The sequence below is a fragment of the Streptomyces sp. NRRL F-6676 genome (genome assembly GCF_000725625.1).
Classification (GTDB): Bacteria; Actinomycetota; Actinomycetes; order Streptomycetales; family Streptomycetaceae; genus Streptomyces.
The window spans coordinates 1-19,903 of record NZ_JOHS01000051.1; the positions used below are offsets into that span (position 1 = coordinate 1).

Here is a 19,903-nt window from a genome sequence, read left to right on the forward strand (position 1 = left end):
CGCGTAAGCCTCACCGACTGACCAGAACTACCACCCAGTACAACTGAACAACAGCAGGCCACAATCAAGATCAATAAGCACACCATCAGCTACGCCATAAATGCACACACGGGCCGGCCTGCGGCGGACTCGCCACGTTGGTGCTGCCGCCATGCCGATGGATAAGGAACGGGCGTCCGATCTCCCGGCCGACCACGCCCTGAACCGCCGCACATCGCCCGCAGCCACGTCTCCCCCAACACGGCCGCTGCCCTCACACACGCCGCATAGCTCGACAAACCTGCCCAGCCCTGACCACCAAGCGGGCCCTCACCGTGACCGTCAGTTGATGAGGTACACCCTGACCCCGCCCCTGGAAACGCGCGTCCTAACAAGCGAAGTCGCCTTGGGAAGTGCCGCAAACCTGTCCTGGGCTGGTGCCACTATCTGCCAGCAACTGGTGCCTCTAGACGCCAGTAGGCCCAACTGGGATCTCACCAGGTCAGGGCACATGGTCAAGGAATCCGATGGTGGCAGAGAAGCAACCTGTGGACCCTGGCATCAAAGAGACCCTTCACACCGCGCTGAGCAGCCGTGGTCGGGCTGTGGGCGGTGCGGGCGGAAGCCGTGGTCGGCCTGGTGGTCGGGCCGCGGTCGCCCCCGACCATGGCCGCTCGATGGGCGCTCGCAGTGGCTCCCGGGTGGGTGCTTTTCCTTCGCGTACGCGGGCGCAGTCCTAGCTGTGGACGCTCACGTAATTCCTCATGCGGAAGTTCACGTAATTCCCCAGCTGCTGACGCGAGCCGACGATGAGGCGGCCCGTGTCAGTCCCACCAGAGCACGATGAGAAGCTGCCGTTGGGATGCACCAGGTAGAACTCGCGCAGGGCATTGAAGTGCCCGAGCACGTACTTCTTCGGGCCATCGATGATCTTGTCTGCGCCCCGTTGCCGATCAGGGAGGCGGCCTCTGCTTCGTCTGTCGGCAGGGCGGCCAGGAGGGCCGGAAAGTCGATCTGCCCGAGCAGTTCCGCAGTGCGAGCCACTTGACCTGCTGAGAGGGCTGTGGGTGCTGGCCCGAAGGGGCCAATGGCATGCGGCTGGGTGTTGAGGAAGGCGAGGTCGATGGCAGTGTCGCCGTCGGGAGCCTGCCGAAGAGCACTCCGATGGACGTCATCGAGACCTCCCAGCTCGCAGATTCGTTCGAGCAGGAATGGCGCCCAGTCCAGGTCCAGGACATCCGCCGACGGTGGATCCCAGAGAGGATCTCCATACTCCGATGCGTCGGCTGACCGGCGGCAGGAGGCGAGATACTCCGCCGGGATGCGGGCGAGTTGCTGAGTGACGGCCATGACGGCCATGACGGCAGTATCCCGACGATGTCCACCGGTTTTTCCTACTTGGTCTTGCCGGTGGGGTTCCTGGGCCGCTTGTTCGGACGGTAGCTGGACCCCTTCATGCCCCTGCCGCGCGTGCGACAGGTGGAGAAAAGTACACGGGGGGTAGCTGCCCGGGCAGTGCGCCCAGCCCGGCCGTACGCCTAAAAGAACTCCGACCACGGCTGGTCCCAGATCTGCTTCACGCACAGGACCAGGAACAGCAGCCCCGCAATCGCGAGCATGCCGTTGCTGAGGCCGCCGTTGCGCCATTCGCGAGGTGTGCGGGAGGAGTTGAGGAGCCATATCAGGGTCAGCGCGAGAAACGGCATGAAGGCGGCGCCCAGGACGCCGTAGATGATAATCAGGCGGAAGGGCTCGTCCTGGAAGAGCAGGATCATGGGCGGGAAGGTCAGCCAGAGCAGGTAGGCGCGGAAGGTCCACGACTTCTCGCGGCGGCCCGAGGCCAGTTCGTCGCCTCGTGCCTCGCGTTCGCCGCGCTGCCGGGCCAGGAAGTCGGCGAACATCAGGCTCACGCCGTGCCAGACGCCGATCAGGGAGGTGAAGGAGGTGGCGAAGAATCCGATCAGGAAGAGCTTGCCGGTAGCCGTGCCGTACTGCTGCTCCAGGATGTCCCCGAGCTGGATCAGGCCCTTGTCACCGCTCGCGATCGCGATGTTCGCCGAGTGCAGCAACTCCGCGCCCACGAGGAGCATGGCGATCACGAAGATGCCGGTCGTCGCGTAGGCGACCCGGTTGTCCAGGCGCATGACCTTCATCCAGCCAGCGTTGGTCCAGCCCTTGGCGTTGACCCAATAGCCGTACGCGGCCAGCGTGATGGTGCCGCCCACGCCGCCGATCAGGCCCAAGGTGTTGAGGACCGAGTCCTTCTCGTCCGGGAGGACCGGGAGTAGGCCGGCGAAGGCGTCGCCGAGGTTCGGGGTGACGCGGATGCCCAGGTAGACGGTCACGACGAACATGACGCCCACCAGGATCGTCATGACCTTCTCGAAGACGTTGTACTTGTTGAACCAGACGAAGACCAGGCCCACCAGACCTGAGGCGATGCCCCACCATTCGAGGCCCATGACGTCCGGGAAGAGGGCCTGGAGGGGCAGGGCACTGGACGACATCGCCGCCGCACCGTAGACGAAGCCCCAGATCACGGCGTAGATCGCAAAGAACCACATCGTCCAGCGGCCGAGGCTCGCCCATCCGTCGAACAACGTGCGGCCGGTGGCTAGGTGCCAGCGGCCGCACGCCTCGGCAAGGAAGATCTTCACCAGGCAACCGATGACGGCCGCCCACAACAGTGTGTAGCCGAAGTTGCTGCCCGCGATGAGGGTGGCGACGAGGTCGCCGGCGCCCACCCCGGTCGCCGCGACGACGATGCCGGGGCCGATGTAGCGCCAACTGGACTTACGAGGAGCCGGACCGGCCCCGACCGGTACGCCTGCGCCCGTGGTGTTGCCCGTGGTGTCCGCCATGGGAGCCAAGAAAGCCCATGGCAGGCAGCGGGACAAGAGGGCGTACGCGGATCTTCACCCGATGCGCTTACTCGGCGCGTGCGGCGGCGTCCTTGTCGGTCCCCTCGTCGGTGCCTTCGTCGGTCTTTTCGTCCGCCTTGTTGTCGTCCGTCGGCGTCGGCGCCCGTCTTCGCGGCGTCGTCCGACTTCGCGTCCCAGGACATCCTGGGCTCCACTCAGTGGACGATGCCCGGCATCGTCACCAAAGCCATGCGGTGGAGTGCCGCACCCGAGACAGGGTGCGGGCATCGCGGCGCGCGGCCGCGTTGCCGATCCGGTTCTGCCGGGATCAAGGCCAGCGCGACTGCGCGGCGGCGCTTCCCAGCGTCTTGGAGTCGCCGCCACCAGGCCGCCCACCATTCCTCTGGTGCTGCTGCTTGTGCTCCTGGCGGTGCTGGTCGACCGGACTGGCCGGATCGGCAGCCGGGGCCTTTCGGTCCTCCATGGCGCGGCGGCGGGTGTCGGCGGCGCGGGTGAAGGCGGCGAGCCAGTCCAGGTTCTTGGGTGTGCACAGCCACGCGGCCGGGTCGGTCGTGCGGCCCTCCAGGTACTCCTCGGGCATCGCTGCCTACTGGTGGGCCTGGACGGCGGCGGCCCGCTGCGCCGGGGTCAGGGCGGCGTCCCGGCCCGACAATCGCCGAGGACTTCGCCCTCGAACAGCCGCCGCTGATGCCGTTGCCCGAGGAGCCGTTCGAGACCGGGCGGCTGTTCATCCCGCGGGTCGACCGCTACGGCCAGATCCCGGTCCGCACGAACCGCTACTCGGTCCCCATCCGGTTGATCGGTAAGCGGGTGAGGGTCATCCTTCATGCCTCTCACCTGGTGGTTCACGACCAGAACGCGGAAGTGGCCCGGCACGAGCGGCTGATCGCCAAAGGCGCCGTCCGCCTGGAGGTGGACCACTACCTGGAGGTCCTCGTCCGCAAGCCCGGCGCCTCCCCGGCTCAACCGCTCTCGAACAGGCCCGCTCGGCCGGCAAGTTCACCCCGATCCGCGACGCCTGGTGGCCCCAGGCCATGAAGATCCACGGTGAACGTGACGGCACCCGCGCGCTCATCGAGGTGCTGCTGCTCGGACGCCACATGACGCACGAACACGTCATCGCTGGCTTGGCCGCAGCCCTGCGGGCCGAGGCCATGACCGCGGACGCGGTCGCCCTGGAGGCCCGCAAGGCTGGCCAGGCCGAGACCGAGCCCGCACCAGAGGTCCGGGTTCCCGGTCAGGCGTCGGCGACGGTGACGTCCCTGCACGAGTGGCGACTCGCGCATCTTCCGCCGGACACCAGGCCGCTGCCCTCGGTGTCGCACTACAACCAGTTGCTCCGACGCCACCGCACCGACGACAGCGATCACCGTGAGGGAGAAGCGCGATGACCATGCCCCGCCAGCAAGGTCTGACCGAGCAGGCCGCCGACGCCGCGATCGACTCCGCCTGCCGTCTGTTGCGGCTGCCGTCGATCCGCAACGAGTTCTCCGCCATCGCCGACCGCGCGATCAAGGACCAGATGAGCTACCGCGGCTTCCTCGCCGAACTGCTTATGGCCGAGTGCGACGACCGGGCCCGCCGCAGGTCGGAGAGGCGGATCAAGGCGGCTAGCTTCCCCCGGGAGAAGTCCCTGCGGACCTTCGGCTTCGACGCCGACCCGAACATCGACCCCGCTACCATCCACACCCTCGCGAGCTGCGAGTGGATCAAGAAGAACCAGCCGCTCGCCCTGATCGGTGACTCCGGGACCTGCAAGTACCACATGCTCATCGCGCTGGGCACCGAGGCCGCGATGAAGGGCTACCGCGTCCGCTACACGCTCGCGACGAAGCTGGTGAATGAGCTGGTAGAGGCCGCCGACGAGAAGCAGCTGAACAAGACCATCGCCCGCTACGGCCGCGTCGACCTGCTCTGCATCGACGAGCTCGGCCACATGGAACTCGACCGACACGACGCCGAACTCCTGTTTCAGGTCCTGACCGAACGCGAGGAGGAGAACAGCGTCGCGATCGCCTCGACCGAGTCGTTCGTCGGCTGGACCAAGACCTTGACCGACCCCCGCTTCTGCGCGGCCATCATCGACCGGCTCACCTGCTACGGCACCATCATCGAGACCGGCACCGATTCCTACCGCCTCGCCAGCACCCGAGCCCGAACCGAACAACCCGCAGCGGGCTGACCCCTGGAACCGCTGGACTGCTGGTCAGGGCACCTGTCAGGCTCCGCCTCGTGGAGATACTCGATGTCCTGACCAGCATGGCGAAGACGGGCCGCCTGGGCCCCGTGTTCAGCGGAGCCGACTGGAGCGATGTGACCGCAGCACTCGGCGAGCCGTGGGACATCGGGACAATGAGCCGGAACAGAAAGTGGCCGAGGCTCTTCGCCTACGGAGACCTTGAACTGAGTGTCTGCCGCTGCCCAAAGGTCTTCCTTATCTGCGTCCAGAACTGGCGTGACGTCGTCGAACTTCCCCCGTCGGTTGTTGGGGGGACGGGCACCTTCCCGGCAGGGCTCAGCCACACGGACGTCGTTTCCGCCTTGGACAAGGCCGACTGTTCTTGGGAGCCGTACCCTCCGCTGACCTTCGGCGGCCAGCGCTCGCTCACGGCGATCCTGTCAAGAGCGAACTTCACCTTTGAGTCCACCGAAGGCGAGGAACCGGTGCTGAACGTCATGGGCCTGCCCAGCGACGGACACGACTGCTCCGCACGGACTTCAGGCCAAGATCACTGATGCGAAGCGCCGTCAAAACTCGTGGACATTAATCGCCCCCGTGATCGCTAACCGCTGCTCAAACTGGTCGACAAACACTGTTACTGAAGGTGAACGGAGCCGGCGACGTTCACGCGCGACTACCGGAGCATGGACAAGGACGCGTACTGGCTCGACACGCGGATGGATGACGGCGGCACCTGCACCTACGGGATCGGTGGGGGGACAGCCGGTCTTCTGCAAGCTGACCGCCAGGTAGAACCCACGCACAACGGCACCGGCCCCCACCCTGTGGCAGGGTGGGGGCCGGTCCTGGTTCGGTGCGCAGGTCAGGGCATGGGGAGGAGGACACCGGGAAGGGTGCCGGCGCGAACGGCCTCCTGGTCAATGGACAGGCCGCAGTAGGCGCCCACCGCGGCGAACACCAACGCGGGCAGCCGGGGCCCGTACTGCTCGTAGTGCGCCACCACAGCGGCCTCGCCGACGTCGGCGATCGACGGGAACACCGCACCCGAGGCATCGAGCGCCGCGTCCAGAGCGGACTCCTCCCCGGTGTCCTGCCCGAACTCCGCCCGGCGTGCGATCTCGTCCCCAGGCACATGCAGGATCTTCGACGGAGGGCTGAACCGGTCCACCGTCACGCAGACGATCTCCTGCCCGGGGTAGGGCCACATCGATCGCACTTTGCGGTAGCCGGTCGACCACGTCGCCGCGCCCCAGTCCTCCAGGACGTACAGCCAGTCGCCGCACATTCCGTACATGACGGGGTTGATGTGGGGCGACGGGCTGCCCGGCTGACCCACCGGCACGGCGAGATCCCTGTACGGGGTGCGAGCCGCGAGCTCATCCAGGTCGGCGCCCAGCGCAATGAGGAACTCGTCAGCCTCCATCCCCCTGGCCGCGGTGAGCGAGATGCCGCCGAGCATCCCCCGCACGGCGGCGGATACAGGACTGTGAAGGTGTGCGCCTATCCAGGCGATGCGTGCCTGGCCCTGCTCATGGTTATGGCGGGAGGCTCAGGGCCTCTGCCGCTCCGCAGGCGACGGGACAGGCGTGCCTCAGCTGGCCAAGGTGCCCTGGTGAAAGTACATGCGCCAGCCTGTCTCCGTCAGGCGCCACAAGGAACTCCGCCATGTCCGTCGCCCCTGATTGTCAGCGGAGTACGTCAGGTGAACGATCCCCGGAGCCAGAACGGTCCCTGACATCTTGCTGACCTTGACCGGCGCCTCCGAGGACACCGTGCCCGCACTTGTCACCGTGAGGATCGACTGCGCGTCCCACCAGCGACCGGATGCTCCGATCTCGGTGAACTCAGGATCCAGAAGCTCCGAAACGAGGGCCGGAGAAGCACGCACCTCAGGATCGAGAAGCCGCAACTCTCCACCAACGGCTGCTTGCACAGCCCGCTCACTCTCGTCAGTCATGCGCGGATTCTAAGACGTCGTTTCTTATGGCTGTCAGAGCGGCATGAGAGCCTCTTCAGGCAGTTGACCGTCCGCTCGGCCTCTTCGCTGTGAAGCCGGGGAACTTGTCCAGTGGGACGTCTTCGGGGGCGCCGGCGTCGAAGGGGATCCCGGGCGAGCTGCGGAAGGGTCTGGGCGGGCATGTCGACGAGTCTGCCCATGCCGCGGTCGGCGCCCGAGCGGCGGATGGCGTCGCTGCCGGTCTCGGTGAGCGGGCCCTCGGGGCCCGGGGGGGGGGACGTTCTCCAGCTTGGCGAGGGGCCCGGTGCCAAAGCGCTGGGGGTACTTCGCTTCAGTCGCCGTTCGGCCTCCTCGTCAGGACAGTGCCGGGCGATGCCCTCGTAGAAGCCGCCACGGACCTGGAAGAGGGAAAGCGTGGCGGTCTTCTGCAGCCAGTCCTTGAACCGGACGCGGGGGGGGGGGAGGCACCGGTGGCCGGGACGGCGAAGCGGGGACGGGCATGGTCGTACTCGGGCTTCTTCTCCGGGAAGCCCCGGGAAGGGACCTCGATGCCGTGCTCCAGGTTGCGCTGGGTGAACGGCGTGGGCCGGGTCGCTGGTTGATATCCAGCAGCCATGCAGACAGGAAGAAGCACCTGTCCGCGCGGTTCCCGACTCCAGGCTGGCCGCCAACGGCTCTGGCCGCTCCGCGCGCGCAGTCGCCGACCGCTTGGCCGACTCCTTCAGCGGGCCGGACACGCACGCCCGTGTCCGGGATCGCGCGTCCGCTGCGTCCTGGGTGTTGGCCGGTCAGCTGTTGCTACTGGAACCATGGTCGAGCAGCATTGTCTCAAGTGCCAAAGCAGCAGCGCTGGCGGCGCGTTCGCGGGAGCGGGCGACGCAGACCTGCCACTGCAGGTCCGCGTCGGCGATCAGCAGCCGGGACACGCCGGCGGACGCGGCCGCAGGTGCAGGGACGACCGCGACGCCCAGGCCCTCGCGGACGTAGTCAGCGGGGTGCTCGCAGCCGCCGACCTCAAGGGCGACGTGCCGTGTGATGCCGCTGTCCTCGAAAGCTCGGTCGACGACGGTGCGGCTGCCGTACCCGGCGGGGTGGTCGATGAAGACCTCCCCTGCCAGGTCGGCGAGCCGCACCGTCTCCTGGCCCGCCAGGGAGTGCCCGGCGGGGGCCAGGACACACATCGGCAGGGTCTCGAGCGGGTTGATCAGCAGTCCGGGCGGCGGCGGACCGCCGATCGACAGGACGGCGATGTCGAGTTCGCCGAGCTGCAAGGCCCGCACCAGGTCGCGGGAGCCGCCGGGCCGCGTGCCGAGGCGGACGACGACCTGCGGGTGGGCCCGTCGCAGCAGCCCCAGTACCCGGGGCAGGTCGATTGAGCCGACCGTGTTCATGGTGCCGATTCGCAGCAGTCCGCGCAGGCCGCCGCGCGTACGGTCGACGGCGTCCACGGCGCGCTGCGCACCGGCCAGTGTCTCGCGGGCGGCAGGCAGGAACGCCTCGCCCGCCTCGGTCAGCCCGATCTCCCGGGAGGTCCGGTGCAGCAGCCGGGCGCCGAGTTCTCGTTCCAGCGACCGGATTCCGGCGGACACTGCGGACTGCACGACGCACAGCCGCGCGGCGGCGCGGGTGAAGCCGTGCTCCTCCACGACCGCGACGAAGTACTCGAGGTGACGCAGCTCCACGATCGCCTCCCGGCAGTCGAATCAATGGTTTCGATCGTAGTCATCAGTATTCATCGTTGGACTTGATTCATGCCGGGCGGGACGGTGGTGGGCATACAGATCGGAGTTCGTCCATGCCGTCCACCACTGCAACCACCCCTGTGTCCACCGCCGCCTCCCCGCCCGTGCCGAACCGCCGCCAGGAGGCCGGTTTCTGGCTGGCGGCGACGGTCTTCTTCATCACGATGGCCTTCTCGACCGTTCCGACGCCGCTGTACGCGCTGTACGCCGACCAGCACGCGTTCTCCCCCCTGGTGATCACGTACGTCTTCGCCGTTTACGCGGTGGGAGTGATAGCCGCGCTGGTCACGGTCGGGCACCTCTCCGACCACGTGGGGCGTAAGCCGGTGCTGCTCGCAGCGGTCGCCGTCGAGCTCGTCGCCGCGCTGATGTTCGCCTGGTCGACGGAGCTTCCGGTGCTGGTCGTCGGGCGGTTGGTCTCGGGGCTCGGGATCGGCGCGGTGACTGCCACCGCGATGGCCTACCTGCACGAACTCCACGATCTGGCCCGTCCGTCGGCCGGACGGGGACGGTTCGACACGGTGACGGGCATCGCCAACCTGGGCGGCCTGGGGGCCGGACCGCTGATCGCCGGGGCACTCGCCCAGTGGGCGCCGAGGCCACTGCTGACGCCCTACCTGTTGTTCCTCGGACTGCTGGCCGGCTCCGGCGTACTGCTGGCGCTGGTAGCTCCAGAAACCGTCCGGATGCCGGTCGCGCAACGTCCGCGCTACCGGCTGCAGCGGCCCCGGGTCAGCGGCTCCGCGCTGGGCTGGTCGCTGGGCGCGGCGGCCACCGTGGCGGCGTTCGCGGTGTTCGGCCTGTTCACCTCGCTCGCCCCCGGCTTCGTGGGCGGCACCCTCGGACACCCCTCCAGACTGCTGGCCGGCACGGTCGCCTTCCTGATCTTCGCCGTGGCACCGCTCGCGCAGATCGCCACGGCGCAGTTGTCGGCGACCGTCCAACTGCTGCTGGGCACCGTCGGTGAACTCTTCGGTCTGGTGCTGCTGACGGCCGCCATGGTGACCAGGGGCCTGGGCCTCTTCCTGGCCTCGGCATTCGTCCTCGGGGCCGGTGCGGGCGTGCTGTTCAAGACCGCAGTCAGCCGCACCCTGCGGGTATCGCGTCCAGAGCAGCGCGGAGAGGCAATGGCCGCGCTGTTCCTGGTCGCATACACCGGCCTGATCGGCCCGGCCGTGGGCGTCGGCCTTGCGACCCGGTATGTGTCACCGACCACCGCCATGCTCTGGTTCGCCGGTGCTGTCGGCGTCGTGCTGGTGGCGACCGCCCTGCTCGCGCCTGCCGCCCGGCGCGCCGACATCCGCACCTGACGGAGCACCAGGGCCAAGCGGACCGGCAGCAGAGCACTTCCGGTCCGCCTCCTGGCGCTTGCCGGTTGCCGTAGTCCCCGAGGCGAGGAGACACAAGTGATTGGGACTGGTCGTGCCGGGCTCGGCGGTCAGCGTGATGAGCTACTGGTCGGGACCACCGATGGAAATGAGGAAGGACCAGTCGAGGGTGAGCGGACCGACGACCGGATGGTTCAGCACTTTGGTGTCTGACCTCTGGGGGGGCGGCGCGATGGGTGCCCCATCAGCGCCGGAAGCCGGAATCCTGAAGCGCCCACTCGCCCACCAGCTCGGCGAGCCGTGGACCTTCCGGATCCGGACGGCCTCCATGCGCAGCTGCCGCCGAGGTCAGCTGCGCTGCCCACTCCCAGTCCTGCTACAACGCTCTGACGGCCGGCTCGCGGAAGATCAGTCGTACGAAGTTGCGGTACTTCTCCGGGACCCGCGCGAAGCGGTGAACAGGGCGGCCACCATGGCATCTCAGGCGAGGATGCCCGTGCGCCGGCCCACAATGACGGCCGGTGCGGTGGACAGGCCGTCCAGTAGGCGCCGCAAGCACGGCTGAACCTGCTCTGTGTGGTGCGCCGACACGGCCCGGCGGCAACCCGACCGGGGAATGCGAGCATGCAGGCGCGCTCGGCGTCCTCGAGCCGCAGGACACGCGCAAGGGTGCCCAGTACCCGTTCGGCCCCCCTGGCCGCGGCCCTGTTCCAGGCGCATGCAGTAGCCGGGACCGACCGACGCCGGCAACACCCCCTCCTCGCGGCACAAACCTCTGACCCTGCACCCCCGACCGCGTCAGACAGCCCCACTTCGGCCGGCTCAGCTCTGCGCGCCGTGCCTTCAGGAAAGCCCCCAGTTCACTGTCGCGGATATTGCCGCTACTCATAACCGCCAGTGTTCCAGCCCACTGGCCCTGAGCTTGTTCTTCAACTTTCGTCCGGCCCGGGCAAGGCAGTTGTGGTGCGTGGGTGTGATCGGCAGAATCGGGATGCGCTGGTCTGCGGGACAGTTGCATACTCACCGGATGGCCTTGTCCTCTGGTCGGTTCCGGGATCCGCGCAGCAGCGAGTACGACTTCATCAGTTCGATCATGGTGCGATGCCCCAGTTGTGCGAAGGCCGCTCGTGTCGTTCTAGCACCCGAAGAATCCGATCCCGGCGGTCGGATGCTGTTCAGGCCGCGACGCCTGGTCTGCCGGGGCTGCGGGCTGTCACGCGTGTGGGGCGGCCGTCTCGTCACGCTCTCCCGTGGAACAGCTCAACCTGCGACGGATCCGTACTTCGGTATCCCGCTGTGGCTCCAGGCTGAGACTCGGCATGGGTGGCTGTGGGCCTACAACCTCGAACATCTCGACCTGATCCGGCGTTTCGTCCAAGCATCGCTGCGAGAGCGAGCACCCTGGTACGACACCGGACAGAAGATGACTTTGGTAGCCCGGCTCCCGGCATGGACCAAGCGAGCGAAGAACCGAGACGAGGTCCTGCGTGCCGTCAGTCGGATCCACGCCTCACTGGCTACTGCCTGAGCTGCCCAAAGGCGTCGAACGCCGCTCGAACTCGATCTCTGGTTGTGCTGTTCAGCTGACAGGCGGGGTGCCTTCTTCTGATCATGTGCTCCGATCAACGTCCATGTGACCGGGACGAAGGCCGCGAGGGTGAGTCTGCCGTCTGATGCTCTCCGGAGGGAGACGCACGCGGAAGCGCCACGCTTCCGTGGCGAGTTCTACGAGTGTCTGACCGCACGGCGCGATGAGCTGTTCGAACTGATGGATGCGATGCTGTGTGCGGACGGTGCGGTGAGGTCCCCGGTGGACTCAACGTTGTTGCCCGAGCATCGTCGTGGGCATGGAGCCATGTACGGGGACGCTGAACCACGGCCGGACCGACGTCGGTCGACTGCGGACGGTGCTGGTGGGCTGCCGCTGCCGCGTTTCGACGGCGGGCGCCCGGTCCGGGCAGCCGATGTGCCGCCATGGCTCCGCTCGGACGCTCCATGCTCGGCGGAGCGCCTGTTCTGTCACGTCCACGGTCGCGCGAAGACGGCCTCGCAGTCCGTTCCGGACTGGCCCTACTCGTTCGTGGCGGTGCTGGAACCGGGCGCCACGCCCTGGACCGCGACCCTGGACGCGGTCCGGCTGGGACCGGTGGATCTGGCTTGGGCGATGGCGAGGCGGTAGAAGTCAGTGCCGGTCAGACCGGTGTGAACGGCAGATTCCCCACCGCGTGGGCGCGATCGGAGCGGCTGGCTTCGAAGGTTAAAGCGCCGCAGGAGGATATGACGACCGTGACGCAGGCAGCGCAGGAGGCGGGAAACGGCCGCAGCGGATGCGCTTGCCGCTGGTCCGGGTCCCCCCCCCGTTATGTTTTCCGCGGTCCTGCAAGAGGGCCGCTGGCCTCCGGGCCCGGCATGACTGTGTCCCCCCCCCTGTCGAACGATGACCTGGGGGTGGTGTCACCGGGCCCGAGGGGTGCCGTCAGAGACGCTGATGAGAGGTCTGGCCACCGTCCGGTCCGGCGCAATGCCGGACAGTTCGCGGGCGGCAGGTCTGCATAACGTGGATGCGCGCGTACGACACCAATACCGAGGCTGGTACCGGTAACTCTCCTGGAAGGGTGCGATGTTCGACACCGAAGACGTGGGCGTGTTCCTCGGCCTGGACGTCGGCAAGACCGCTCATCACGGGCACGGTCTGACCCCGGCCAGGAAGAAGGTCTTCGACAAGCCGCTGCCCAACAGCGAGCCGAAACTGCGGGCCGTGTTCGACAAGCTGGCCGCGAAGTTCGGCACCGTCCTGGTGATCGTGGACCAGCCCGCCTCCATCGGCGCCCTCCCGCTCACGGTCGCCCGTGACGCGGGCTGCAAGGTCGCCTACCTGCCTGGACTGGCCATGCGACGGATCGCCGACCTCTAGCCCGGCGAGGCGAAGACCGACGCCAAGGACGCAGCCGTGATCGCGGACGCCGCCCGCACCATGCCCCACACCCTCCGCTCGCTGGAGCTGACCGACGAGATCACCGCCGAACTGACCGTGCTGGTCGGCTTCGACCAGGACCTCGCGGCCGAAGCCACCCGCACCTCCAATCGGATACGGGGCCTGCTCACCCAGTTCCACCCGTCGCTCGAACGGGTTCTGGGCCCGCGCCTGGACCACCCCGCCGTCACCTGGCTGCTGGAACGCTACGGCTCCCCCGCCGCCCTGCGGAAAGCCGGCCGCCGCAGACTCGTCGAGGTGATCCGGGCCAAGGCCCCACGCATGGCCACCCGGCTCATCGACGACGTCTTCGACGCCCTCGACGAGCAGACCGTCGTCGTCCCCGGGACCGGCACGCTCGACACCGTGATCCCCTCCCTGGCCCGCTCGCTCGCGGCCGTCCACGAACAGCGCCGGGCCCTGGAAGCCCAGATCAAAACCCTGCTGGACGACCACCCTCTTTCCCAGGTCCTGACCTCGATGCCGGGAGTCGCGGTCAGGACCGCCGCCGTCCTGCTGGTCACCGTCGGCGACGGCACCAGCTTCCCCACCGCCGCCCACCTCGCCTCCTACGCCGGCCTCGCCCCGGCCACCAAGTCCTCCGGGACCTCCATCCACGGCGAACACGCACCCAGAGGCGGAAACCGACAGCTCAAACGCGCCATGTTCCTCTCCGCGTTCGCGGCTCTGCACGACTCCGCCTCCCGCGCCTACTACGACCGGTGCCGGACTCGCGGGAAGACCGACACTCAAGCCCTCCTCCGCCTGGCCCGCCAACGCATCAGCGTCTTGTTCGCCATGCTCCGCGACGGCGCCTTCTACGAACCCCGCGTCCCTCAGGCGACGGCTGCATGAACCTGCCCACAGGAAGGTCGATGCAGATCAACACCTTATGTCGTCTGCCCATGCCGAGATAACTGCGGCCCCCCGACGGACAGCTTCGTCCGGGTCCCGGGCGAGCTTCCCGCAGGCCGCTGCGACGTCCAGTGCACCGCCCGGTTCCACGAGCGCGTCATGCACCCCGGTCTGCAGCCAGTCGGCCTGGTTGTCGTCAGACTCGGCAACCGCGAGAGCGATGAGCCTGATGGCGGCCACTGTCCCCACCCGGGCCAGGGCCTCCGCCGTCTGCCGCGTCACCGCCGTGTCCTCGACATCCAGTAACAGTCCCACCAGCGTTTCCGCAGCCTCAAGAACATCAGCGAAGGAAGCAAGGTCCCGCCCAGCACGAACACGTTGCGTCCACGAAGGAGACGACGCCTCAGCCAAGGCCGCCTCCAACCCACTCATCATCTCTGGCACGACCAGACAGTCTCATGTCCCTCAAAGAAGATCGAACCCCGGGCCGAAGCCGCCCACACGCTTGACGAGGAACATAGAGGCCCCCCCGCTGCTGATCAACGACTCGTCTCTGGCCGGCCTGGGCGCGACAGGTCTCGATCAGGACACCAGTCTGCGTCTGAGCGACACACTGCTCTCCATCGCCGATGACCCCTCGGCGAACGGTTACGCCTGTCAGGTCATCGCCGCAACCAACGCCCCCCGCTCCCCCGTCCCACCCCCGGTGTACGGGAGATCCACATCAACGACGAGCAGCGGTTATTCGATCACGCCCCCGTCCACGCTGGCTGAGCGAAGCAGGCCAGAAGTACCGAGGGGCCGGCCGGTCCCCTCGGTCCCGGCGGCCGCTGCGCCAGCTCGAGCGGCAGCATCTGGCCGCCGAGTTGCTGGCGTTGCCCGTCGGGCACCGGTGTTGCAAGCAATGGATCAGCGACGACGCCTGGAACACCCCCTCCACGCTGCCGCGGGCGATCCAAGCGGTGCGGGTGAAAGCCGCCATCCTCCGAGCGAGCCAGGCCATGAGCGGACGCGGGAGATTGCCCCGCCCGCGAACGGGGCAGCTCTTTTACTTTCACCTGTGGTCGGGGGGCGGCGAATGGCGCGTAGAAAGTCGTTGGCGGCGCAGTTGTTGCAGGCGTACCGGGACAGCCAGAAGGCCAAGGCCGCAGCGGCCAGGCGGGCTGAGGCGGAGCAGGCGCGTCAGGCGCGGGCCGCGGAGCGCGAGGCCGCCGAGCGGGAAAAGCAGGAAGCACGTCGAGAACGCGAGCAGGCGCAGGCGTGGATGCGCGCACAGAAGGAGAAGCAGGCACAGCGGACTGCCGAGTCGCGTAAGGCCGAGCAGATCGTGCGGGATCTTGAGAAGCGTCAGGCTGCGCGGGCGAAGGAACTCGAGCAGAAGCGTCGCGCGGAGGCCCGCGAGAAGGCTGCGGCGGAGCGGCGTGCGAAGCAGGAGAGCATTGAGAATTTACGCCGGGAGGCTGCGAGGCGGACGGCCCAGGTCGAAGAACGGCTCAAGGAGCTGACTGCTGTCCTGATTGACCGCCCCGGTGGGTTGCCCGGGCTGCGGCTGGAGGCGGAGCAGGCGCTCGGTGAAGGAGACTTCGAAGGGTTCGCGGTCGCAGTGGAGAGGGCGCTGGGCTCTATCAGGTATCCGGAAGGCCTTGGTGGCGCTCGGCAGGTGGCGTTCGCTCCTGAGTCCCGGGAGCTGATTGTGGAGATCGAGCTCCCCGTCCAGGCGGTGGTTCCCTCGGTCACGCAGTATCGGTTCAAAGCCTCTGCTCCCCCGGCTGTGGTCCCGCAGCCGCGCAAGGAGAGTGAGTGCAAGGCGTTGTACAGGGATTTGGTGGCCAGACTCGCGCTGCGGGCGATCGACGAGGCATTCGCCGTGACGCCGCCGTCGCTCGTGGACGGAGTTGCGTTCAACGGGAAGGTGCACGCCAAGGACCGCGCCACCGGCAAGTCGATCGAGCCGTGTCTGATCAGTGTGCGGGTCAACCGGGAGACATTCGGTGAACTCGTACTGGACGAGCCGGAACTCGCCCCGGTGCAGAGCCTGCACCATCTCAACGCGATCGTCTCCCAGCACCCTTACGACCTTGAACCGGTTCCGCCCGTTGTCACGTTCGACCTGACCCGATACAAGATCGCCCCGGAGCGCGACGTCGTCGCCGGCCTCGACAGCCGGCCCGACCTCGTCGCGATGGACCCGATCGATTTCGAGCATCTCATCCGGCGCCTGTTCGAGAAGATCGGGCTCAAGTCGTGGGTGACCCAGGCGTCCAGGGACGACGGCATCGACGCTGTCGCGGTCAATGAGGAACCCCTCATCGGCGGGCTGTGCATCATCCAGGCCAAACGCTCGAAGAACGTGGTCTCCACCGAGACGGTGCGGTCGGTCGCGGGCATCGTGAACGACAAGAACGCTTCGAAGGGCATCGTGGTCACCACCGCGTGGTTCGGCAAGGCGAGCTGGGACTTCGCGCCCCGTAATCGCGTCGAACTCATCGACGGCCGGCATCTCAAAGCCCTGCTGCTGGAGCATCTCGGCATCGACGCCCTCATCGGCCTGCCCAAGCTCCCGCCGGGCTGGCAGACACGCGACCTGAACTGACGCCATCCTCGTGTCCTTTCGTGCCGGCGTGCGGTTGGAGACAGCGGTTCGACACGAGAGGAACAAGCGTGTCTACGGATACGTGGCGGGCCTGACTGGCCGATGATCCAGGCTCGGCGCCGAGCCGAGGAAGCCGCACGCTCGGCTGCCGGCCAGGCTGTGGGCCACCAGGCGTCGGCTGACCGGTGGAAGGCCGCGTTCGAGGCTCTGGCCGTCCAGGTTCAGGCAGCGGCGGGCCACAGTGGCGCCGAGCACCGTGACGGCCGCAGGTGTGGCTGCCCGTCATGTTGGGAGGCGCTCGTCACCCGGCTGGCCACTGAGGCGCAGGGACACCGAAGCTCAGCCGCAAGCGCCGGTTCCTTCGCGTTCTCGATCGATGATCTGTTCGGCGGGACCGGCACGCAGCTGCATCCCTGAACTCACCGGGCCCGGCAGCGCTCGGGATGCCGAGTCCTCAAGCGCGAGGAACGGGCGTGATGTACAGGGCGTGAAGAGGCTGCCGGGCAGTTGCGGGCAGGACCTCGAACCACGCCTGACCGTCGTCCAGATAGCACTGCGCCTTGCTCCAGTAGCGCCAGCCCAGGTCGACGAAGCAGTCGATCATGTGATCGCTCGCGCCCGGCGTCACGTACCGGCCGTGCACCTCGGCGCGGCCCAGTTCGAGGCCCGTGTTCTCCAGGTGAGCCAGCGCTGCGGCGGCCGCGCGGCGAAGGGGACTGTTCGAGGTCCACCGGTCGTCCATGTGCTCCAGCGCCACGGCAGAGCGGGGCTGGGCGTCGCTCAGAGCAAACGCGGCGACGGTGGCCGTGCCATCGGTGCTCCAGCGGTGCAGGTCGATACGGACCGGACGCGGGAGCCGGTCGGCGATCGCCTCGTAAGCCGGCAGGACATGATCGCGCGGTGCACGGCCGGCGGCCGCATCGGGGATGATCGCGTCCAGCCGCTGCCGGGCGAGAGTGATCGGCTCGCCCTGCCGCCACAGCAGGAGCAGTTCGATCCCCTCCTTCTCCAGGGCTTGGCGTTCCTGGAACTGGAAGCTGACGCCGCGGCGGTTGCCACGCAGAGCCTGGCGCATCGGCGTCAAGGCTGCGACCGACGCGAGTGGCAGTGCCGACTACGGATCGGTCGATGCCCTGATCACGCTAGAGGACGGCTACAAGATCCTGGGCGACTGGGGCGAGATCATCGTCCAGTCGGAGGTGCCTTCCATGTCTATCGATCCGGTCCACACCGATTGATCCGAACGAAACTGCGTAGTGGTTTCTGCGTCACCCGGCCGGCGTGAGGTTGTGCAGTCGGGCGATGCCGAGCATGGCGTGGTGGACGCCGTCGCCTTTGAGACGGCAATCGCGGAGGATCTTCCGCGTCTTCATGCCGGGCGAAGGCGTGCTCGACGCGGGCGCGGACCTTGCGGTGTGAGCGGTTGTGCTCTTCCTTCCAGTCCGGGAGTTCGCTCTGGCCGCGTTCGCGGCGGTGGGAGATGACCAGGCCGGTGCCGCGGTAGCCGCGTCCGTGATCAAGGTGGTGTGGCCGACGGCGTCCTTGGCTCCGGGCAGTTCCCATGCCTTGCAGTCGTTGCGGTTGCCGGTGACCGGCCGGCCGACGGCGACGACGAGCCGGGTGTCGGTATCGATGACGACCTGGCGATTGATGGAGTACCGGTAGTTCCTGGACGGTTCGGTGATGGTGTGGTCGCGGATGGGGACCGGGGTGCCGTCCACGATCAGCATGGCGTCCTTGCGGAACCGCTTGCGCTGCTGGAGCGCAAGAAGGGGCCCGAGGTGGACGATGATGCGGTCGGCCGCCGACTTGGACGCCCCGAAGAGCGAGGCCAGCTGGCGCAGGGTCAGGTTCGACCGCCAGTACACGGCGACCAGCACGATTGTCAGAACCGAAGCGCTGTCGGGCGTCAGTGGGTCTCAGGGGCGCTCCGAGAACAGAGCTCGGGTACGCAGTGCTCGGCCGCGCCCACACCGTCGGGGTCGTGACGAGCGGGGATGTCGGTCACCGTCGATGAGGCTGGCCGAATCACAACAGACGGTCTTGAATGGGAGGTCACGCGCCGTCGATGATGTCGAGAACGGCGTGCACTGGGTTTGCGGACCGGTACTCCGCGCTCAGGTCTTGCGCCCGGCGGCGGAACGCCGGCTCGTCAAGCACCCGCCGGACGGCCTGTCCGACCGCGGCGGTTGCCGGTCGTCCGGTGCGCAGATCGACACCGACTCCGAAGTCCGCGACCCGGGCGGCCACGGCGGGCTTGTCCTCGCTGCCGCCTGCCACGACGAGCGGCACGCCGTGGTGCAGGGCGAGCTGCACGCCACCGTATCCGCCGTTGGTGACCACGACGTCGGCCAGTGGGAACAGCGCGTCGAACGGGATGAACGACTCGACGCGCGCGTTCGACGGCACGCGCAGGTCGCCGGGGGCGATCTTGCGTCCGCCGAGACCGGCCACGACGAGCACGTCCTCGTGGGCGAGCGCGTCGAGCGTCGGTTGGACGAGATCGGTCAGGTCGTGGTTGGCCACCGTGCCCTGGGTGAGCGCGACGACTCGGCGCTGCGACAGCTCGGGCCACCACGAGGGAGGCTGCCATGCGGTGGGCGGTTCGGGCGGCAGGGCCCCGATCAGCCGCAGCGTCGGCGGCGCATCGATCCGGGGGTACTCGAAGGACGGGACGGTGAGCTGAGCGAACACGTCGGGCAGCAGGATCTGCGCGTCGCCGATCACGGGCAGCGTGGCTGTCGCGCCCAGCCCTGCCATGACTTGCTGGGCGTGCGCGGTGGCGCCGGCGAGCTGGGCGGCGAGTTCGGCGTTGAACGCCGCAGCCGCTCCCCGCACGTCGAGCCCGGCGCGCGGCGGAGGAGGCCCCATCATGGTCAGCTCGGCCCCACTGAGGGTCAGAGGGAAGACCCCGAGGCCGACGGTCCGCCGTGGCCGGATCCCGGGTGCGCCCAGCAGCTGCGGCCATGTTCCGTAGAAGGCAGCCTCGTGGATGACGGCGGCGTCCGGCTGCTGCGCCAGAACCTCCTGAAGCACGGCGTTCTGTATCGGTGCCATGTCGGTGAACCAGCCGAACATGGCCTCCAAGAACGCCGGGCCCGGCGGCAACTCGTGCAGCCACGGCTGGAGCTCACCGAGGCGGCGGTCGTCGAAGTCGGCCGGTCCGGCCAGCGGGACGAACGCCGCGCCCGCTGCGTCGGCCTGCCGCGCGAACCGGCTGCCGCTGACGACCGTGACCTGTCGTCCGGCCGCGACGAGGTGGCGGGCAAGGTTCAGGATCGGCCGGACGTGACCGGTGAGTGGGGTCGCGGCGAGCACGACGGGGGCGGCTGTCATGGGGGGCTTCCTCGGGGTCGACGGAGGTCGGCCCGCAGGGGCGGCCGACCCGATGAACCCGATCCTGGTCCCCGC

General features: G+C 68.1%; 16 protein-coding genes and 2 pseudogenes. 9 read left to right on the forward strand and 9 right to left on the reverse strand.

Annotated elements, in window-relative coordinates; all coding sequences use genetic code 11:
• Nucleotides 1–1,517: 1,517 nt before the first annotated feature.
• Both IO29_RS25565 and IO29_RS39070 read right to left on the reverse strand, forming a co-directional pair.
• Nucleotides 1,518–2,840: an Nramp family divalent metal transporter gene (locus tag IO29_RS25565; protein ID WP_030377374.1), complete on the reverse strand. Its 1,323-nt coding sequence runs from the start codon at nucleotides 2,838–2,840 to the stop codon at nucleotides 1,518–1,520.
• Between the two features lie 328 nt (nucleotides 2,841–3,168).
• Complete coding sequence (locus IO29_RS39070; RefSeq protein WP_051707197.1) at nucleotides 3,169–3,441, reverse strand: hypothetical protein; 273 nt, start codon at nucleotides 3,439–3,441, stop codon at nucleotides 3,169–3,171.
• A gap of 107 nt (nucleotides 3,442–3,548) precedes the next feature.
• Here IO29_RS39070 and IO29_RS39685 point away from each other — a divergent pair, with 107 nt between their 5' ends.
• From IO29_RS39685 to IO29_RS35715, 4 genes are read left to right on the forward strand one after another with little or no spacing between them, the layout of a single operon-like run.
• On the forward strand, nucleotides 3,549–3,899 hold the full coding sequence (locus IO29_RS39685) for a Mu transposase domain-containing protein (protein ID WP_234307367.1): 351 nt from the start codon (nucleotides 3,549–3,551) through the stop codon (nucleotides 3,897–3,899).
• Nucleotides 3,896–4,252 (forward strand): hypothetical protein, encoded by a 357-nt coding sequence (locus IO29_RS39690; RefSeq protein ID WP_234307366.1) that lies wholly within the window; start codon nucleotides 3,896–3,898, stop codon nucleotides 4,250–4,252. Before IO29_RS39685 ends, IO29_RS39690 begins: the two co-directional genes overlap by 4 nt.
• Complete coding sequence (gene istB, locus IO29_RS25580; protein WP_030377373.1) at nucleotides 4,249–5,043, forward strand: IS21-like element helper ATPase IstB; 795 nt, start codon at nucleotides 4,249–4,251, stop codon at nucleotides 5,041–5,043. The genes IO29_RS39690 and istB overlap by 4 nt, the downstream gene beginning before the upstream one ends.
• A 50-nt stretch (nucleotides 5,044–5,093) precedes the next feature.
• Nucleotides 5,094–5,597, forward strand: a complete 504-nt coding sequence (locus IO29_RS35715) for a hypothetical protein (RefSeq protein ID WP_051707161.1) — start codon at nucleotides 5,094–5,096, stop codon at nucleotides 5,595–5,597.
• 308 nt (nucleotides 5,598–5,905) lie between these two features.
• Here IO29_RS35715 and IO29_RS25590 read toward each other — a convergent pair whose 3' ends face one another.
• The 3 genes from IO29_RS25590 to IO29_RS25600 form a co-directional block, all read right to left on the reverse strand.
• Nucleotides 5,906–6,502, reverse strand: coding sequence for a hypothetical protein (locus IO29_RS25590; RefSeq protein ID WP_030377371.1), 597 nt, complete (start codon nucleotides 6,500–6,502; stop codon nucleotides 5,906–5,908).
• Between the two features lie 132 nt (nucleotides 6,503–6,634).
• Nucleotides 6,635–7,000, reverse strand: coding sequence for a nuclear transport factor 2 family protein (locus IO29_RS25595; RefSeq protein WP_030377370.1), 366 nt, complete (start codon nucleotides 6,998–7,000; stop codon nucleotides 6,635–6,637).
• Nucleotides 7,001–7,788: 788 nt separating this feature from the next.
• Entirely contained in the window at nucleotides 7,789–8,682 is an 894-nt protein-coding gene (locus IO29_RS25600; RefSeq protein WP_030377369.1) for a LysR family transcriptional regulator, read from the reverse strand.
• 113 nt (nucleotides 8,683–8,795) lie between these two features.
• Here IO29_RS25600 and IO29_RS25605 point away from each other — a divergent pair, with 113 nt between their 5' ends.
• The 4 genes and pseudogenes from IO29_RS25605 to IO29_RS25610 all read left to right on the forward strand — a co-directional run bounded on the left by IO29_RS25605 (nucleotide 8,796) and on the right by IO29_RS25610 (nucleotide 13,899).
• Nucleotides 8,796–10,052, forward strand: coding sequence for an MFS transporter (locus IO29_RS25605; protein ID WP_030994032.1), 1,257 nt, complete (start codon nucleotides 8,796–8,798; stop codon nucleotides 10,050–10,052).
• 1,045 nt (nucleotides 10,053–11,097) lie between these two features.
• Nucleotides 11,098–11,598: a hypothetical protein gene (locus IO29_RS39695; RefSeq protein ID WP_078618056.1), complete on the forward strand. Its 501-nt coding sequence runs from the start codon at nucleotides 11,098–11,100 to the stop codon at nucleotides 11,596–11,598.
• Nucleotides 11,599–11,727: 129 nt separating this feature from the next.
• Nucleotides 11,728–12,249, forward strand: coding sequence for a transposase (locus IO29_RS39700; RefSeq protein ID WP_420709709.1), 522 nt, complete (start codon nucleotides 11,728–11,730; stop codon nucleotides 12,247–12,249).
• 441 nt (nucleotides 12,250–12,690) lie between these two features.
• Nucleotides 12,691–13,899, forward strand: a pseudogene (locus IO29_RS25610) (IS110 family transposase).
• A gap of 27 nt (nucleotides 13,900–13,926) precedes the next feature.
• Here IO29_RS25610 and IO29_RS25615 read toward each other — a convergent pair.
• A complete protein-coding gene (locus IO29_RS25615) occupies nucleotides 13,927–14,334 on the reverse strand; it encodes a hypothetical protein (RefSeq protein WP_234307370.1) in 408 nt (135 codons plus the stop codon).
• Between the two features lie 643 nt (nucleotides 14,335–14,977).
• On the opposite strand from IO29_RS25615, the gene IO29_RS25625 reads away from it, so the two are divergent.
• Complete coding sequence (locus tag IO29_RS25625) at nucleotides 14,978–16,492, forward strand: restriction endonuclease (RefSeq protein ID WP_030994033.1); 1,515 nt, start codon at nucleotides 14,978–14,980, stop codon at nucleotides 16,490–16,492.
• 454 nt (nucleotides 16,493–16,946) lie between these two features.
• Here IO29_RS25625 and IO29_RS25635 read toward each other — a convergent pair whose 3' ends face one another.
• From IO29_RS25635 to IO29_RS25645, 3 genes and pseudogenes are all read right to left on the reverse strand, one after another.
• Nucleotides 16,947–17,567, reverse strand: a complete 621-nt coding sequence (locus IO29_RS25635) for a hypothetical protein (RefSeq protein WP_234307365.1) — start codon at nucleotides 17,565–17,567, stop codon at nucleotides 16,947–16,949.
• A gap of 193 nt (nucleotides 17,568–17,760) precedes the next feature.
• A pseudogene (locus tag IO29_RS25640) lies at nucleotides 17,761–18,372 on the reverse strand (transposase); the annotation flags it as partial.
• Nucleotides 18,373–18,547: 175 nt separating this feature from the next.
• Nucleotides 18,548–19,828, reverse strand: a complete 1,281-nt coding sequence (locus IO29_RS25645; RefSeq protein WP_030377362.1) for a nucleotide disphospho-sugar-binding domain-containing protein — start codon at nucleotides 19,826–19,828, stop codon at nucleotides 18,548–18,550.
• Nucleotides 19,829–19,903: the final 75 nt, after the last annotated feature.

Excerpts from the sequence above, each read along its gene's own strand:
- IO29_RS39690 (WP_234307366.1), top strand. The coding sequence starts at position 3,896 with ATGAAGATCCACGGTGAACGTGACGGCACCCGCGCGCTCATCGAGGTG.
- IO29_RS25565 (WP_030377374.1), bottom strand. The coding sequence starts at position 2,840 with ATGGCGGACACCACGGGCAACACCACGGGCGCAGGCGTACCGGTCGGG.
- IO29_RS25645 (WP_030377362.1), bottom strand. The coding sequence starts at position 19,828 with ATGACAGCCGCCCCCGTCGTGCTCGCCGCGACCCCACTCACCGGTCAC.
- IO29_RS39685 (WP_234307367.1), top strand. The coding sequence starts at position 3,549 with ATGCCGTTGCCCGAGGAGCCGTTCGAGACCGGGCGGCTGTTCATCCCG.
- IO29_RS25625 (WP_030994033.1), top strand. The coding sequence starts at position 14,978 with ATGGCGCGTAGAAAGTCGTTGGCGGCGCAGTTGTTGCAGGCGTACCGG.
- IO29_RS25605 (WP_030994032.1), top strand. The coding sequence starts at position 8,796 with ATGCCGTCCACCACTGCAACCACCCCTGTGTCCACCGCCGCCTCCCCG.
- IO29_RS39695 (WP_078618056.1), top strand. The coding sequence starts at position 11,098 with ATGGCCTTGTCCTCTGGTCGGTTCCGGGATCCGCGCAGCAGCGAGTAC.
- IO29_RS25635 (WP_234307365.1), bottom strand. The coding sequence starts at position 17,567 with ATGCGCCAGGCTCTGCGTGGCAACCGCCGCGGCGTCAGCTTCCAGTTC.
- IO29_RS25595 (WP_030377370.1), bottom strand. The coding sequence starts at position 7,000 with ATGACTGACGAGAGTGAGCGGGCTGTGCAAGCAGCCGTTGGTGGAGAG.
- istB (WP_030377373.1), top strand. The coding sequence starts at position 4,249 with ATGACCATGCCCCGCCAGCAAGGTCTGACCGAGCAGGCCGCCGACGCC.
- IO29_RS25615 (WP_234307370.1), bottom strand. The coding sequence starts at position 14,334 with ATGATGAGTGGGTTGGAGGCGGCCTTGGCTGAGGCGTCGTCTCCTTCG.
- IO29_RS25590 (WP_030377371.1), bottom strand. The coding sequence starts at position 6,502 with ATGCTCGGCGGCATCTCGCTCACCGCGGCCAGGGGGATGGAGGCTGAC.
- IO29_RS39070 (WP_051707197.1), bottom strand. The coding sequence starts at position 3,441 with ATGCCCGAGGAGTACCTGGAGGGCCGCACGACCGACCCGGCCGCGTGG.